Consider the following 14782-nt stretch of genomic DNA (forward strand, 5'->3'; position numbering starts at 1 on the left):
TCAAATGGAAGACGCTCTTTGCCAAATGAAGACGCTCTTTGCCAAATCTAATCCAACCGTCTTATGCTTAGACATGATGGTCTCCTCCTTCGTCCTTTGATTGCACTCATAATCATGGCACATTGCGATGCCGCTGCAGGAAAGGAGGAGACCATCTCATCGACCTACCTTTGGAAGGAGGTATTGGGGAAGGTATTAATTGTAGGTTGGATAAGCAAAGCGCCATCCAACAACCAGCCTTAGAAAACCGCCACAAGCCATTGATATAAAACGTATTTATTAGCAAAAAAGCATAGCGTCGGAAGGCGCTTCACTTTTCCGGCCTACTTGGTTTTGTCGTTTTTTTCTCTGCGTCCAAGCCGTCTTTGGGGACGAAAATCCAGCCTTCCGATACCGGGGTATCTGGTTCCGGCGGTTGTAGTTGTTCGGGCTGGTTCACGAACAGCCAGGCGATCAGGGCGCAGATTAGTGCGTCCCGTTTGTCCTCGTGGTCGATACTCGCGACAAAGTCGGCGTCTCGCCAGTGAGGACCTACGGGGTGCGTGTCACTGATCTGCTCAGAGAGAAATGGCGCCAGCAGCGTCGCCATACGATCGGAGTGTATGCAGGACGAGGGATAGGCTTCGATAGCCTGGAGCAGGCCGCCCCCTTCCCAAACGCCGATGGACTTTCGCCGCGGCGCGAACTTGGCGAGTGTGTGCATGCCTTTCGTGGCCTGACTGCCGATCATATCTTTGACCGCAGAGAGTGGCGTCAAGCCATGTCGAAACAGAAAGCGCTCAGTCTGGCGGAACAGATAAGGATTAGCCGCGGACTCATCCAGTCGATCAACAGGAGCCCCTCCCGTGATCAGTTGCTGCAACGCCTGAGAGAAGCCCAAAGGCGTATCAATGGCCAGGATCACAGCAGGAAGCTTCCGGGACGGCCATGTCACCTTACAGCTATCAAGTAGCGCCTGAATCCACTCCGCCGTGGTGGCCGCCTGATTGATAACCGTCCGCAAATTACCCCGCCAGGGTTTGCCCAGCAGGTTGCGCTGATCGTCCAGCACCACCAAGGCGTCACGGCTTTTGCTGTTGCTATCGCAATTCCAACCGCCAACATCCCAGCCGATGTACAGCATGTTGTTGCAAGCGTCGGATTTATCCATTTTCGTACCCGCAGGTCAGCGCATGACAGAGATAAAACGTAGGTTGGATAAGCACAGCGCCATCCAACAATTTGGTTTAAATATCAATTTCAAATGCTTGTATTTAAAGGCATTAATAGACATGAAAACATGGTGTCGGAAGGCGCTGCGCTTTTCCGACCTACTGACTACTGATCTACTTCGCCTTCGAATCGGGGTTGTAGCGCAGGCCGTCTACAAGTAACGCGACCATTCTTCGTGCGTAGTCGATGCGGTCGTCATGGGCGGACATGCATAGGCTGCCTACGGCTCTCAGCAGGTCGTCCGGGTCTACGTCTTTGCGTACTTCTCCGGTGGCGATGGCGGCGTCGAGTAGGCGTTGTAACTGGGGTTTCAGTTGCTTGTCGAAGTACCCTGGCAGTGTGCTGTAGGCCGGGTCGCCGGAGTGCAGCGCGGTGGCCAGTCCCCTTTTGGTGACGATAAAGTCGGCGTAGCGTTGAATCCAGCTCGCCAGCGCTTCTCCCGGCGTATGTTGCGCCGCCAGCGTGTCGGCGGCTGCGGCGCAGGCGTCTACCTGTTGACGAAATACCGCCACGATCAGGTCTGAACGTTGCGGAAAGTGTCGATATACCGTGCCCATGCCGACGCCCGCTTTGGCGGCGATTTCCCGCACCGGCGCGTCCACGCCCGAGGTGGCGAATACTTCCAGCGCCGCGTTCAGCAAGGCGTCGAGATTACGTTGGGCGTCCGCCCGCACGGGGCGCGCTTTGCTTTTCCCGCCGCCAGCGCTTTCTGTTTTTGTCTGTTTACTCAATGTCAGTCCTCAGGGGAAGCCTTGGTTTCTATCTTTTCCAGCGTTTCAACGTTTCAGCGTTTACCGGAACACTGCCGTTTCAATTTTAAACGGAACGCCGTCGACTTAATCCAAAAACGGAACAACGCTCCATTTAACTCTTGATAAGCGGAACATCGTTCCGTATTATCCGGAACATTGCTCCATTTTATTCCGCATAGAGGGAGTAAACAACCGCCGAAAGGCGATCGTCTTGATGATTAACCAGGAGAAAAGCACATGAAATACCGTACTTTAGGAAGAACCGGCATTAAAGTGAGCCCCTATTGTCTGGGGGCGATGATGTTCGGCGCGGTGGGCAACGCCGATCATGACGAAGCGATCCGCATCATCCACAAGGCCCTGGACGCCGGGGTCAACTTTGTCGATACGGCGGACTTTTACAGCCAGGGCGAATCCGAGGAGATTGTCGGCAAGGCGCTTAAAGGGCGACGCGACGATGTGGTGCTGGCCACCAAAGCGCATCTGCCGATGGGACAGGACCCCAATCAACAAGGCAATTCCCGACGCTGGCTGACCCGCGCTCTGGAAGACTCCCTGCGCCGTCTGCAAACGGACCATGTCGACCTCTACATGATTCACCGCCCCGCCCCGGACACCGATATTGAGAATACCCTGGCGACCCTGACCGACCTGATGCGCGCCGGCAAGATCCGCGCTATCGGGACATCCACCTTTCCCGCCGCAGAAATCGTCGAGGCGCAATGGGTGGCGGAACGCCGCGGACTGGCCCGTTTTCGCGTGGAGCAGCCTTCCTACTCGATTCTCAACCGCAGTATTGAACGGGAAGTACTGCCTGTCTGCGAAAAATACGGCATGGGCGTTATGGTTTGGAGCCCCCTGGCCATGGGCATGCTCACCGGGCGCTACCGCAAGGGCGCGCAGACCGCTAGCGAGCGCGTGAAATTTAACCCAGCCTACTTCGCGGATGCGGGCAAGCTCGACGCTATTGAGCGCCTTTCCGCTCTGGCCCAGCAGGCGGGGCTATCCCTGACGCATCTCGCCATGGCCTTCGCCATCGCCCACCCCGGCGTCACCGCGGCGAATCTCGGGCCGCGCACCATGGCGCAACTTGACGACCTGCTCGCTGGAGCGGAAGTGACCTTGAGCAACGACATTATTGATCAGATTGACGCCATCGTTGCGCCGGGAACCGACATTGGGCCACTGCATGCGCCCTACACGCCGCCGGCGCTGACTCATGCCGATCTGCGCCGTCGTCAGGAAAGAGACCGCGCCGCCGCCTAGCCATCCCGGCGGCGTCGACCGCCATCCCGTTGCACGCCCATGCACGAATAACCTTCAACTCCGCTTCACTGCGCTGTCATTTGTTTTTTCCAAGATGAAACCGTGGCGGCCACTGCAAACGCCGGAGTCGAGAGGCGTCCGCTTCCCGACTCCGGATATCACCCACATTCCGCGTTTCGCGCTGACGAGGTTTTCAGTCTATCCACTGCAAGCCTGGGCGGCGCTCGGCCGGAATTTGAGCAGAGTTGAGATATCGCATGTTATTCAAATGGAAAACGCCCGCTGTCCTGGCCGCCGTTTGCTCCGCCATGCTGTCATTCGGATTCAGCACAGGCGCCAACGCCGGCGAAACCTTTTATCCGCCTTTTCAGGCGAAAACCGCCAATGACAACCATCGCTTCGACGAGCTGTACTACGTGCAACCTCACAACAGCTTCGAACACGGGAGTCGTTTAAGCGAGTGGCTTGAGCGCGGCTATCGCACCCTGGAATTGGATGTCATCGACCGCGGCGACTGGGAAAGTTGGGATAAAGGTCCCTACGTCTCCCACAGCGCCTCAGCTGGAAATCAGAACTGCAGCGCAGGGAGCGACGACCAGCTTGGCCATTGCCTGGACGACGTAGTGAGCTGGATGAACGGCCACCCCAACGCCATGCCGCTGGTTCTGTTCGTCGACATGAAGGCCAGCTGGGACCCGCTGAACGCCTGGTATGCCTCGGAAGTGGAGCAGCTCGACGAGTTCATCGGAAATTATCTGAACAGCCGCCTCGGCGGACGTTTTTACCAGTATCAGGACCTGATCAACCGCCTTAATCCACATTTCCAGTCCAACTATCGCAACACCTTGAAAGACGTGGGCTGGCCGAAAGTCTCGGAGCTGAAAGGCAAACTGATCGTGGTGTTGACCGGGGGCTTTATCGGCGACGTTAACGGACGTATGGAGACGGCGCTGATGAACCGTTTCGGCGCTCAGTCCACCTTTCTGTGTCCAGACATCGACACCGCCGACGCGGACGAATTCTCCGGCGCCATTGATTCCATGTCCGCCGAGCATTCTACCTACTTTTTCTGCGGCAACGTGAAAGCCGGCGATCATTACCAGCTCACCGCCAACCGCGCGGCTCAATATAAACAGATCATGCATCTGTGGGGCGCCGCCGGCGATTTCTCCAATACCTCCTACGAAAGCGCCTGGCTGGCGGTGGCCCATGGCGTCTCCGTGATCAGCTGGGACCTCGCTGCGCCCTCCTCCACGCCAACCTGGACCGCCAGCTCTATTCCCCTGGCCGGCCAGCGCCGAGGCTTGCCGGGGTACTTCAAAATCAAACCCAAGGTGAGGCCGGAATACTGCATGGATGTCGATAAGGCGCAGTACGGCAATGGCAGCGACCTGCTGTCCTGGGCCTGCGGCGGCGCAGACAACCAGAAGTTCGTGTACACCGCGGAAGGCCAGTTACGCCCCAAAGGCGACAACCGCTACTGCGTTGACTTCAACACCGGCTCGGCGGACAACGGCGACAAAATGCACCTGTGGGATTGCGACGGCGGCAGTTCCGAGAAATGGCGCATCACCGAATCCGGCGCCTTCCAGAACCTGAACAACAACGGCAGCCATTGCATGGATATCCCCGGCGGAACCGCGGAATCCTCAGAACAGTGGCAAATCTGGCGTTGCAGCGGCGGCGATAATCAGAAGTTCTATCTGGAATCCGTATCCGACTGGCCGCAGACGTCTTTTTAACTCTGACTGACTGCGAATAAGCCCTTCTGAACGGTTTCAGCGGGGCTTTTAAAGTCGCAACAAGCCATCAAGCATTACGAGTGGTCGCCCGCGACACCAGCCAGGGGGCGACCCGCCGGGAGTGGGCCATGGCCTGGCCCTGAGTCAGAATGATCTCCAGGTTTTCCATCACCGCCTGCGCCAATAAGTCCACCGGCTGGCTGATAGTGGTCAGTTGATACCCCGGCCATTCCGCCATGGGCACGTTATCCGCGCCGACAAACTGGATATCTTGCGGCGTCTTGCGGCCCAGTTGCTGGCGTACGGCGTCCATAGCCCCAAAAGCCAAGGCGTCGCAGGCGCAAAAGAGGCTGTCGATATCGGGGCGACGCTGCATTAACGTCAGGGCGCTCTGATAACCGCTTTGATAGCTGTAATCCGGGTTGTCGCAATGGCTCAGCGGCTCAATCCCCTGGCTGCGCAGGCTGTCAAAGAAGCCGTCTTTGCGTTCCTGCGAGGCTTGTCCGTCCGGGCGCCCGCCGATATAAGCGGGACGACGCGCGCCGCAGGCCGTCAGATGCTCCGCCGCCAAACGACCGGCCATGCGATTGTCAGTCTGCACCGAGCAGATTTTGCCGAAAGGATCGTCGCGCCCCATCAGCACCGAGGGAATCCCCATAGTCAGACAGATCTGCGTGGCCTGTAACGACAAAGAACCGGCGGCGATAATCGCGCTGTCCACCTGATAGGCGCCCACCAACTGCAATGAGTTGTTGATGTCGCCGGATTCATCCGGCGTCACCAGCATGGAAACCTTGTCCAGCTTTTGCAGCGCCTGAGTCAGCGCGTAGAACACCTGGGATTCATAAGGATTGGCGAATTCCGCCATCACCACCGCCACCAGACCGCTCTGTTGTCCGGTGAGTGAGCGCGCCAGGGCGTTGGGACGGTAGCCGAGTTTCCTGGCGGCGGCGATGACGCTATTGCGCGTCGTTTCCGATACGCTCGCGCCAGGGGTAAAGGTGCGGGACACGGCGGRGCGTGACMCCCCCGCCAATCTCGCCACATCATCGGATGTAATGCGTTTGTCCTGCATCACTAGGCGGTCTCCTCTTCCCTGACCAGATCAAACAGTTCCGGTCGGGTGATCCACACCGGACCGCCCCGGGTCAAACGCTCTCCGCACAGAAACACGGAACTGCGTAAGCCCGCCTCGGTTGCGATCAACTGTCCCGCCAGGGCGTCCCAACTGTTCAGCTGAGGCTCGTAGAAACCGTCAGTTCGTCCCAATATCGCCTGACTGATGCCTACCGCCGCCGAGCCCGTCTGCCGCGTAACGCAACCCGCCTCGGTCCAGCTGCGCATCATGGCGATGGCCCTCTGCGCGTTGCCTGGCCTGAGGTTGTAGCCCAGACCCAGCACGGCGCTATCCAAGGTTACCGGCGTCGATTCGATCTGGTGACGCACGCCGTTGCGCCAGGCGCCCTGACCGCGGGCGGCGAAGAGCATTTCCTGATTCACCGGGTGGTAAATCAATCCGATATCGGGCGCGCCGTCGCGCACCCGACACAGGGTGATGGCGAAATCCGGGATGCCGCGCAGAAAATTGGTGGTGCCGTCGATGGGATCGATCACCCAGATACTGGCGTTGGAATCATCGCCCTGACCGGACGCCGCCAGACCAAACTCTTCACCGAGCAGCCGGTCTCGGGGACAGGCCGCCTGAATACGTCGCCGAATAAGGCTTTCCACTTCCCGGTCCGCCTCCGAGACCAGATCCTGACGGGATTTTCGCTCCACCCGCAGAGATTCGCGGCGACGGAAAAAGACCAGCGCCAGATCGCCGGCCTCCCGCAATATGACTTCAGCCTGCTCCCGCTGCATAGCGTTCTCCTTGCTGATCTAATCGCGCGTTCAGTGGCGCGCCGGTGATGCAACACCAGCGCTCCCCGTCCTCCGCCACCGACACATCGACGCGAGGTCGGATGGCTTCAGCCACTGCGTTATGCTGGCCGTCTTCAATGTGATACAGCAACAAGTGGCGAGGACGGGCGCTTTGCAATTGGCGCAGGCAGCCGGGCAAATCGCCGTGATGGCTGCCCTCGCCCTGCTCCAAAGGAGAAAAACACTCCTGCATGGCCATCACGCATCCCCGCATCAAGCTGGCGCTTGCGGCGGTCGGACGACCGTCTCCGCTGTAAAACAGAGAGCCCGTAGGATGGGAAACGGGCCCTTTTTGCTCCAGGCGCAACGCCAGATTGCTGATGCTGTGCTGGGTCGGCGCCGTTTGCAGCGTCCAGGGACCTATTTCCGCGGTTTGGCCGGCGTCGCGCCAGTGAATAATGAATGGCAGTCGCTGCGGCCAGGCGGCGTAAGCGGACATCCATTCCAGATGAGCCTGCTGCTCAGGCTGACAGAATATCTGCAAGTCCCGACGCCGCCCGGCGGAGGCCCATTGATTCAACAGCGCGGTCAGGCCGGAGGCGTGATCCGGATGAATGTGGGTCAGATAGATCGCGTCGATGGCGTCCGCCGCCAACTGACGCCGCCACAGCGCCTGCGGCACTGTTGGTCCGCAATCGATCAGCAGGCGGAAGTCCTGTTCCTGCACCAGTACCGCGGCGTTCACCCGAAAACGGTCGTAGGCTTCGCCGGTTCCAATAATCTCAAGCAGCATGGGCGCGCTCCATCTGCGAGGCCAGACTTATCCCCTGCTCGTCAAACAGATGCAGCATATCCGGCTTTAATCTGACGCCCACTTCGGTTCCCGCGCGGGGCGCGCAAGGGGTTTCCATGATCAGGCGATGGGTCTGAATACGCCCGTGCACATAGGCGATATTGCCCAACTCCTCCACTACGTCCACCTGCATGCGCAGGTCGCTACTGTCGTCGATGACCAGGCCCTGAGCACGCACGCCCAGCGCCAGTTGCGCGTCGGTTTTCAGGCCAGACATCCCGGTTTTTGGACCAAACCTGGACGCCTCGGTCTGCATCGTCTGCCCCCAGGGCAGTTCTAAAGACAGGCTGCGGGCGTTCAGCGCCGCCACGCGCACAGGCAGAAAGTTCATGGCCGGAGAGCCGATAAACTCGGCGACAAAACGGTTGGCGGGCTGATGGTACAACTCCAGCGGCGTGCCAACCTGTTCAATGACGCCATTGCGCATCACCACGATGCGGTCCGCCATGGTCATGGCTTCTTTCTGGTCATGGGTGACGTAGATCATGGTGGAACCCAGACGGTGGTGCAGTTCGGACAGTTGCACCCGCATCTGGTCCCGCAACTTGGCGTCCAGGTTGGAAAGCGGTTCATCAAACAGGAACACCTCCGGCTTGCGCACGATCGCGCGCCCAATGGCCACGCGCTGACGCTGACCGCCGGACAGTTCCGCCGGTTTACGCTGCGTCAACGCCTGCAATTGCAGCAATTCCACCGCCTGCTGAATGCGCTGTTCCCGCTCCGGTCTGGCGACGCCGGCCATCTTCAGGCCGAACGCCATGTTGCCCCACACGGTCATATGGGGATACAGCGCATAGGACTGAAACACCATGGCGATGCCCCGGTCCACCGGGTCCAGTTGATTGACCCGACGACCTCCGATCCGGATATCGCCGCCGGAGACGGTCTCCAGCCCTGCGATCATGCGTAACAACGTGGATTTGCCGCAGCCCGAAGGTCCCACTAATACCAGAAACTCGCCGTCTCTGACCTGTAAGTTGATATCCCGCAGCACGGTCTGGTTTTTGTATTGCTTGCCCAGGTTTTGCAATGTGACGGAAGCCATCAGCGAAATTCCTATTTCATTTGCATGGCGAAGCCACGCAGTAAGTAACGTTGAACATATCCCGCCATCAACAGCATGGGTAAAGAAGACAGCAGGCCAATCCCCATCAGTTGCCCCCAGAAAGTCTCGTTTTCAGTGATGAAATTGGACACGTACAGGGGCAAGGTGAAGTGACTGGGCGTAGACAGATACAGCAAGGCGAACAGGAACTCGTTCCAGGCCATGATCAGGGTGAAAATAAAGGTCGCCGCCAGTCCCGGACCGCACAGGGGCAGCACTATATGCCACAGGCGGCGCAGCAAACCGGCGCCTTCCAGGCTGGCCGCTTGTTCCAGACTCAGGGGCACGTCGCGCACAAAACTCAGCAGCATCCAGATGCAAAACGGCAGGGTGTAGACCTGATACACCAGAATCAGACCCAGCTTGCTGTCCAGCAATCCCAGGCCTTTCAGCAATTGAAACAGCGGGATCGCCACCACAATCGGCGGCATCATCTTGATCACCAGCACCAACAGGAGAAAAGCGTGATCCAGACGGCGGGGAAAACGAAAACGCACCAGGGCGTAACTGGCCAGAAAGCCCAACGACAAGGCCAGCAAGGTGGCGCCCACGGCGACGATCAGCGTATTCGCCAGACGTCCGGGAAAACCATCACGCCATAAGGCTTCAAAGTGCGCCAGGGTCGGATGCGCCGGCAGCAGACTCAGGCTGTCGCTGACGTACTCCCCGGACGGCGTGAAGGCGATGCCGGCCATCCACACTATCGGCAGCGCAAAAAACGTCAACGCTGCGCCCAGAGCAAGGTAAAACCCCAGGGTTCGCGCAGACAATCGAGAGACGCCGGAGAAAGGCGCCGCAACGGAATCAGAAAAAACCGGGACGGAGGTTTGCTTGATCGCACTCATGACTTAGCTCCCACATAGCGCCACGCATACACCGCACTCAACGCGCAGGCGATGGTCAGCATCAGCAGCGCCGCGGCGGACGCCAGACCGAGATTAAAAAACTTGAAGCCTTGTTTGTAGATAAACAGCGACAGGGTTTCCGTGCTGTTCCCCGGCCCGCCGCCGGTCAGCGCGTAGACTTTATCGAACAGCTTGAAGGTGTCGATGGATCTGAGCAGCAACGCCAGCAGCACCTGCGGCATGATCAGCGGCAAGGTGATATGACGAAACCGTCGCCAGCCGCGCGCGCCGTCGGTCAACGCTGCGTCCTTGATATCCGCCGGAATGGATTGCAGGCCGGCGAGAATGATGAGGAACGCCATCGGCGTCCATTGCCAGATATCCACCAGCATCACGGAAAACAGCGCCATGTCCGGGTCGAACAGCCATTGCACAGGCTCCAGCCCCAGGCTGAGCAGCGCATTGTTCAAAAAGCCGAAGTCATAGTGATACCAGGCGCGCCAGATGGCGGAACACACCAGGGTCGACAGCATCATCGGATAGATGATCACCGGCAGCGCAAAACGCCGTCCAGCGAACTGACGGTCGAACAGCACCGCAAGAGCCAGTCCGAGGCCGACCTGCAGCAGCGACGCCAGCACCGAGAAACTCAAGGAGTTCTTGATGGCTCCAGCGAAAAACCAGTCTTCCGACAACTCCACGAAGTTGTCCAGACCGACGAACTGACGCTCGGCGCCGACATAATCCACATAGGAAAACGCATTGATCAGAATCTGACTGATGGGATACAGGGTCAACATCGCCAACAAAAGCGTGGCGGGCGACATCAGCAGGAGTAACTGCAGGCGGGAACGAAACAGCATTCATCTCTCCGTGAAAGCGGCGGCGCAGTCAGAACCCGCGCCGCCCGGTGTCATGTTCTGACATGTGCAGGCCATGTCGTTGCAGACAAGCAGACAAATAGAAGGAAGCTATTTGTCTGCCTGATTAATAGTGAAAAGTCAGAACTGGATGGGTTACCGCTTCAGCGCCCGGTCGATCTTGCGATTGGCCTGATCCAATGCGGTGCGGGCGTCCATCTGTCCGATCATCGCCAGTTGCAGGTAATCGCCCAGGATGCTCTCCACTTCGTTCCACTGTTTGATGCGGGGACGCGCTTTGCCGTGCTCCAACGCTTCCAGCTGATTGGGATACCAGCGGTATTTCGCTACGACGTCTTTATCGGTGTACACGCTGCGGCGTGTCGGCGGCAAGCCCAGCTCCAGCGCCAGCGTTTTCTGGTTTTCCGCGCTGGTCAGGTAGTCGAGAAAGTCTCGGGCGGCCTTGTCATGTTTCGCGTCTGCAGTCACGCCCATCTGCCAGACGCCCAGCATGGGAGAAGAGCCATTCACCTGACCCGGCGCCGCCATGACCTGCATTTCCTGCACCACTTTGGACTGGCTGGGGTCGTCCATGGACGGCGCCCAGGAAGGCCAGACTTCAATGGCGATGGCCGCCTTGCGCTGCTGGATGGCGTCGCGGACTTCCGTGGAGTTATAGACTTCGATGCCCTTGGGCGCGTACTGCTTCAGCTCCAGAAAGGATTCCAGCGCCTGCACGCCCTGGGTGGAGTTCACCTGGGGCTGTCCGCTGTCATCAACGATGACGCCGCCATGGGCCCAGAACAGAGGCAAAAAGCCGGTAACGATAGGGTTGCCTTTCTGGCCGCGAAACACCACGCCGCTGGTGTCCGGGTTTTTGGCGGAAATAGTTTTGGCGGCGACTTTCACCGCATCCCAGTTGGCGGGTTTGCTCAGGCCGTATTGATCAAACAGCGCCTGGTTGTAGGCGAACATGGCCACGTTGCCGACGATGGGCAGTGAATAAGCCGGCCCTTGCGCCACGGGATAGCGGGAAATGTCCAAAGTGGCGCCGATGAAATCGCCGGTGATCTTGCCCTGCTCTTCCAGATTCGCCAGCCAGCCGTTACCCATGAACTCTGTGGCCCAGGTATCGTCCAGCAACACCAGATCGTAAGCGCCGGACTTCTCGCGCAGGGAGATCACCAGCTTTTCATAGAGACTGCCATAAGGCAGCTTCAGTAATTCGATATCCATGTCGGGGTGGGTGTCCTTATAACGGGCAACGGTGGCCTCCAGGGCCTGACCGTAGATACCGTCGCGTCCGGCGATCACCAGATCCGCCGCAGTCGCCCCGGCGGCGCTCAGTGTCAGAGACGCGGTCAGCGCCAGCGATAATGCACTTCTACTCAACATGATGGACCCCTTGTTGTAACGATGTATGTCAGTTTTTCCCGGCGACCGCCCCGCAGCTTGCACTCGCGTGCAGAGTTTTTTCACTGCGGGCGCAGAACCCGTAACAGGCTGATAAGACGTGGCGGCGCTCACGAAATGCAGTGTGCGTCCGCCAGATGACAACAAGGTGAAGGCAGATTGAAGGTTTTTAGTGCACGCGCGTGCAAGATGGGGTTGAGATGGCTGATTTTGGACGAAGGGAGTTTGTTTCGGCCCATCCATGTTCCCTAAACAGGGGCATATTCTTCTGGCGTTCCCCAGCGTACACTAACGCAACACGGGTTCCTTATCTGATAGCCATGCGCCAACCAAATCGCACGCACATCCTGAAACCTAAAAACCGGGTTTAACCCACCTACACTCAATAAACACATACCTTTTATGGGCTGATGGCTCTATGGAAACGATCAAGCTAAGTACTGTAGGAAAGATATTAGCGGGAGATGACGCGGGCTTATTCGTGAAGGTGCTTGATGATACTGAGAATACAGGCGGCTACCTGATCATCACCTCAGCGAAAGAGTCATTTGAAGATGGTCACGACGGTTGGGTGGAAAACATGGCGTCGCTGAAAAAGTACTTCGAAGAGTCTCAATGGGTAGTTGAGTGGAAGGGATAGATGTCCTAAAAAGTGGGTATTCAAAACTCTGTGTCAACCAAGTCTCGGATCGATATGATCGTCTAGCCGCCCATCGACAACTGAGAATTAGCCKTATCTTWAAAAACCGCCATTAAATAGTCAAACATATCGAGCCCCTTTTCCACTGGCGCGACGAGCTCTTCTATTTGCTTATACACCATCCCATCCTCCTTCTTTTTAATTACAATCACTTTTCCCACTAACACATACTTATCTACATTCAGCTGGACAATCTCTATTCTAGGGCTGTATCCGCCATCACTCTTATGGACACAGAACATGTTATGTGAGACAAAACAGTCATGCGTCAGAAGAGCCTCTCGCTTGTCAAAAAGCTCTTCAATAAAGTCTTTGAGAATATGAATTTCTGAATAAGTATTATTTGAAAACGAAATCAGCACGCTTTCTCTATCATTCATTGTCACTCACTCCAACACTCATCCAATAATTTAGGCGGATTATTAACCACCTTATATTGCTTATAAAAAATAGTTTTCTCCATCAGGAAGTCCTTCATGGAACAGATGAATTTCTCCGAAGCAGAATATCAGATGAAAGAGTGGAAAGAAAATTTCGGTAAAGATAAATTCGAAAGCTGGCTTGTCCAATTAATTTATCGAAGTTGCCGCTTGCATGGTTTAACCATTAGGCGGCCCCCTCCTCTTATCAATTCAGCAAGTTATGGCAGCAACTGATCGACTTTACTGGGTTAGTATTGTCAGATAGACTCCCCTCTCAATTCTTGTGCTAGTCTAGAAAGACTATTGATAATCTTGTCTTAATTAATAACTATCTCGTCTATTTTGTTACCAGGATGTGACCGATGGACTTTTCTTCTTTATTCTCAATTGATACGTATAAACCAGTTCACGTTTTCCGACACCATAAGATAGCTAAGCGATATCAATTTGATATTACCAATGAAACTTCAAAAATTTTTCAAACGCAATATACCCATAATGGCGTGTTGAACTATGTAATCAAGATCAAAGCCGTCAAGCTGTACGACAGAATGCTGGCAAAAAACTTTCGTTGTTCAATGACCATTATTGTCTATCACCCTTTAACAGCGGAAGAGGTCAGTATATTGAACCGCCAAAGAAATAAAATCGCGAATGGAGTAGGTGGAGTTGTGGGTTTCGCAAGTCAGCGCTTGCTTCCATTTAGTAAAGGTAAAGGAGGCCAACCAACCCGCGGGGTGAAGGAAGTTGGGAAAACTGAAGCAAAGGAAGCCGTCGCAAAGGGAGCTACTGGCGCAGGCGCCGCGGTCGTTGCGAGGAATTTCGTCCTTGATAACATTCGCGAATATAATGAAGGGGATATCTTGATCCAATTAGAAGCTGAGGTTAAGGGCGGGATTGGCCCTCAACATTCTGGCACATCTGTTGTTGTTAGGCGTCAAGCTTATGATCCACTTGGAGAGCTGTTCTAATGAGTCTCGTGTTAGCAACCATTACGTTCCTTCTACCCACTCTCTTGCTTTTAAAGGTTCGGTCGCGGCTTCTGTTAACCCTGGCCTTTCTGTGCTCGACAGTTTGTGCTGTGGCGCTGATATTTATGCCTTTGGACCCGCCACTTGAGTATATTTTCGCAAGCTTCATCGGGATTGCTGTTGCTTCACAAACCTTGAGGGCTAAACTTTCAGATGCTGAATCTTCGGTATGAGCATTAAGGGAAATCCTGAGCTCATAATTATTGGTCCAGGGTGAGTTGCTGAGACCAAGACTCTTACTACTGAATTCCGTTATAGCACAGCTCTCGTCATCGCACCCATACTCATCAACTCCCCAATATCCCCCCATAAGCTTCCGCCTGATTGGCGAGGGTTTCCATGGCGGTTTCGAGGTCGTGTAGCTGGCAGTCGTCCAGAGGGAGTGTCTGGAACAGGATGACGCGGTTTTGTTCGTCCAGTGCGACTACGCTGGAGGTTTGCAGGCTGTCCAGTAGCGACTGTTGCATCAGGTGTTTGCCGGTTTGGGAGTGGTCCGGCCCTGCCCCCGGCAGTTCTTCCAGATCAATTTGCAGATAGATGCGCCCGCTTTGGGAAAAGCAGCGCACCGCCAGATTATCGATATACACCACATAGTGCAGATTGGCGTCCGGGCGGATCATAGCGATCTGGTGGCGCTGGCAGAAGCGGAATAACAGGCTTTCGAACTGATTGTAGGTGTGCATGGGCGTCTCCTTGAATTTAAGGCGCAAGTATCCTG

The 14782-nt window shown here is 56.3% G+C and carries 16 protein-coding genes; 5 read left to right on the forward strand and 11 right to left on the reverse strand.

From position 1 onward, the window contains the following. Positions 1 to 310: 310 nt before the first annotated feature. Positions 311 to 1150, reverse strand: a complete 840-nt coding sequence (locus KP814_RS28095; protein WP_253938693.1) for a DUF429 domain-containing protein — start codon at positions 1148 to 1150, stop codon at positions 311 to 313. A gap of 175 nt (positions 1151 to 1325) precedes the next feature. Beyond that, positions 1326 to 1943, reverse strand: a complete 618-nt coding sequence (locus KP814_RS28100; RefSeq protein WP_216739876.1) for a TetR/AcrR family transcriptional regulator — start codon at positions 1941 to 1943, stop codon at positions 1326 to 1328. A 258-nt stretch (positions 1944 to 2201) separates the two neighbouring features. Between KP814_RS28100 and KP814_RS28105 the strand changes: the two genes are divergently transcribed. After that, a complete protein-coding gene (locus KP814_RS28105) occupies positions 2202 to 3230 on the forward strand; it encodes an aldo/keto reductase (RefSeq protein ID WP_216739877.1) in 1029 nt (342 codons plus the stop codon). Between the two features lie 257 nt (positions 3231 to 3487). Continuing rightward, positions 3488 to 4972: a ricin-type beta-trefoil lectin domain protein gene (locus KP814_RS28110; protein ID WP_216739878.1), complete on the forward strand. Its 1485-nt coding sequence runs from the start codon at positions 3488 to 3490 to the stop codon at positions 4970 to 4972. Between the two features lie 67 nt (positions 4973 to 5039). Here the strand turns inward: KP814_RS28110 and KP814_RS28115 are convergent, their stop codons facing one another. The 7 genes from KP814_RS28115 to KP814_RS28145 form a co-directional block, all read right to left on the reverse strand. Further along, positions 5040 to 6047 (reverse strand): LacI family DNA-binding transcriptional regulator, encoded by a 1008-nt coding sequence (locus KP814_RS28115; protein WP_253938695.1) that lies wholly within the window; start codon positions 6045 to 6047, stop codon positions 5040 to 5042. 2 nt (positions 6048 to 6049) lie between these two features. Next, positions 6050 to 6835 carry an inositol monophosphatase gene (locus KP814_RS28120; protein ID WP_216739880.1) on the reverse strand — a complete coding sequence of 262 codons (786 nt, stop codon included), beginning with the start codon at positions 6833 to 6835 and terminating at the stop codon, positions 6050 to 6052. After that, the gene (locus tag KP814_RS28125; RefSeq protein WP_216739881.1) at positions 6816 to 7628 is read right to left on the reverse strand and encodes an MBL fold metallo-hydrolase; all 813 of its coding nucleotides are present in this window, start codon (positions 7626 to 7628) and stop codon (positions 6816 to 6818) included. Before KP814_RS28125 ends, KP814_RS28120 begins: the two co-directional genes overlap by 20 nt. Beyond that, the gene (locus KP814_RS28130) at positions 7618 to 8733 is read right to left on the reverse strand and encodes an ABC transporter ATP-binding protein (RefSeq protein ID WP_216739882.1); all 1116 of its coding nucleotides are present in this window, start codon (positions 8731 to 8733) and stop codon (positions 7618 to 7620) included. Before KP814_RS28130 ends, KP814_RS28125 begins: the two co-directional genes overlap by 11 nt. A gap of 11 nt (positions 8734 to 8744) precedes the next feature. Next, complete coding sequence (locus KP814_RS28135) at positions 8745 to 9638, reverse strand: carbohydrate ABC transporter permease (protein WP_216739883.1); 894 nt, start codon at positions 9636 to 9638, stop codon at positions 8745 to 8747. Then, the gene (locus tag KP814_RS28140) at positions 9635 to 10501 is read right to left on the reverse strand and encodes a carbohydrate ABC transporter permease (RefSeq protein WP_216739884.1); all 867 of its coding nucleotides are present in this window, start codon (positions 10499 to 10501) and stop codon (positions 9635 to 9637) included. The genes KP814_RS28135 and KP814_RS28140 overlap by 4 nt, the downstream gene beginning before the upstream one ends. A gap of 153 nt (positions 10502 to 10654) precedes the next feature. Further along, complete coding sequence (locus tag KP814_RS28145) at positions 10655 to 11893, reverse strand: ABC transporter substrate-binding protein (RefSeq protein WP_216739885.1); 1239 nt, start codon at positions 11891 to 11893, stop codon at positions 10655 to 10657. A gap of 436 nt (positions 11894 to 12329) precedes the next feature. Between KP814_RS28145 and KP814_RS28150 the strand changes: the two genes are divergently transcribed. Next, complete coding sequence (locus KP814_RS28150) at positions 12330 to 12551, forward strand: hypothetical protein (RefSeq protein WP_216739886.1); 222 nt, start codon at positions 12330 to 12332, stop codon at positions 12549 to 12551. Positions 12552 to 12613: 62 nt separating this feature from the next. On the opposite strand, the gene KP814_RS28155 is transcribed toward KP814_RS28150, so the two are convergent. After that, positions 12614 to 12991 (reverse strand): hypothetical protein, encoded by a 378-nt coding sequence (locus KP814_RS28155; RefSeq protein ID WP_216739887.1) that lies wholly within the window; start codon positions 12989 to 12991, stop codon positions 12614 to 12616. 96 nt (positions 12992 to 13087) lie between these two features. Between KP814_RS28155 and KP814_RS28160 the strand changes: the two genes are divergently transcribed. Then, entirely contained in the window at positions 13088 to 13267 is a 180-nt protein-coding gene (locus tag KP814_RS28160; RefSeq protein WP_216739888.1) for a hypothetical protein, read from the forward strand. A 128-nt stretch (positions 13268 to 13395) separates the two neighbouring features. Further along, positions 13396 to 14004 (forward strand): hypothetical protein, encoded by a 609-nt coding sequence (locus KP814_RS28165; protein ID WP_216739889.1) that lies wholly within the window; start codon positions 13396 to 13398, stop codon positions 14002 to 14004. Between the two features lie 347 nt (positions 14005 to 14351). On the opposite strand, the gene KP814_RS28170 is transcribed toward KP814_RS28165, so the two are convergent. Further along, entirely contained in the window at positions 14352 to 14747 is a 396-nt protein-coding gene (locus tag KP814_RS28170) for a CesT family type III secretion system chaperone (RefSeq protein ID WP_216739890.1), read from the reverse strand. Positions 14748 to 14782 lie beyond the last annotated feature (35 nt).

It is taken from the genome of Hahella sp. HN01 (assembly GCF_018986435.1).
Classification (GTDB): domain Bacteria; phylum Pseudomonadota; class Gammaproteobacteria; order Pseudomonadales; family Oleiphilaceae; genus Hahella.

Excerpts from the sequence above, each read along its gene's own strand:
- KP814_RS28130 (WP_216739882.1), bottom strand. The coding sequence starts at position 8,733 with ATGGCTTCCGTCACATTGCAAAACCTGGGCAAGCAATACAAAAACCAG.
- KP814_RS28145 (WP_216739885.1), bottom strand. The coding sequence starts at position 11,893 with ATGTTGAGTAGAAGTGCATTATCGCTGGCGCTGACCGCGTCTCTGACA.
- KP814_RS28150 (WP_216739886.1), top strand. The coding sequence starts at position 12,330 with ATGGAAACGATCAAGCTAAGTACTGTAGGAAAGATATTAGCGGGAGAT.
- KP814_RS28125 (WP_216739881.1), bottom strand. The coding sequence starts at position 7,628 with ATGCTGCTTGAGATTATTGGAACCGGCGAAGCCTACGACCGTTTTCGG.
- KP814_RS28105 (WP_216739877.1), top strand. The coding sequence starts at position 2,202 with ATGAAATACCGTACTTTAGGAAGAACCGGCATTAAAGTGAGCCCCTAT.
- KP814_RS28170 (WP_216739890.1), bottom strand. The coding sequence starts at position 14,747 with ATGCACACCTACAATCAGTTCGAAAGCCTGTTATTCCGCTTCTGCCAG.
- KP814_RS28140 (WP_216739884.1), bottom strand. The coding sequence starts at position 10,501 with ATGCTGTTTCGTTCCCGCCTGCAGTTACTCCTGCTGATGTCGCCCGCC.
- KP814_RS28120 (WP_216739880.1), bottom strand. The coding sequence starts at position 6,835 with ATGCAGCGGGAGCAGGCTGAAGTCATATTGCGGGAGGCCGGCGATCTG.
- KP814_RS28110 (WP_216739878.1), top strand. The coding sequence starts at position 3,488 with ATGTTATTCAAATGGAAAACGCCCGCTGTCCTGGCCGCCGTTTGCTCC.
- KP814_RS28095 (WP_253938693.1), bottom strand. The coding sequence starts at position 1,150 with ATGGATAAATCCGACGCTTGCAACAACATGCTGTACATCGGCTGGGAT.
- KP814_RS28160 (WP_216739888.1), top strand. The coding sequence starts at position 13,088 with ATGGAACAGATGAATTTCTCCGAAGCAGAATATCAGATGAAAGAGTGG.
- KP814_RS28165 (WP_216739889.1), top strand. The coding sequence starts at position 13,396 with ATGGACTTTTCTTCTTTATTCTCAATTGATACGTATAAACCAGTTCAC.
- KP814_RS28135 (WP_216739883.1), bottom strand. The coding sequence starts at position 9,638 with ATGAGTGCGATCAAGCAAACCTCCGTCCCGGTTTTTTCTGATTCCGTT.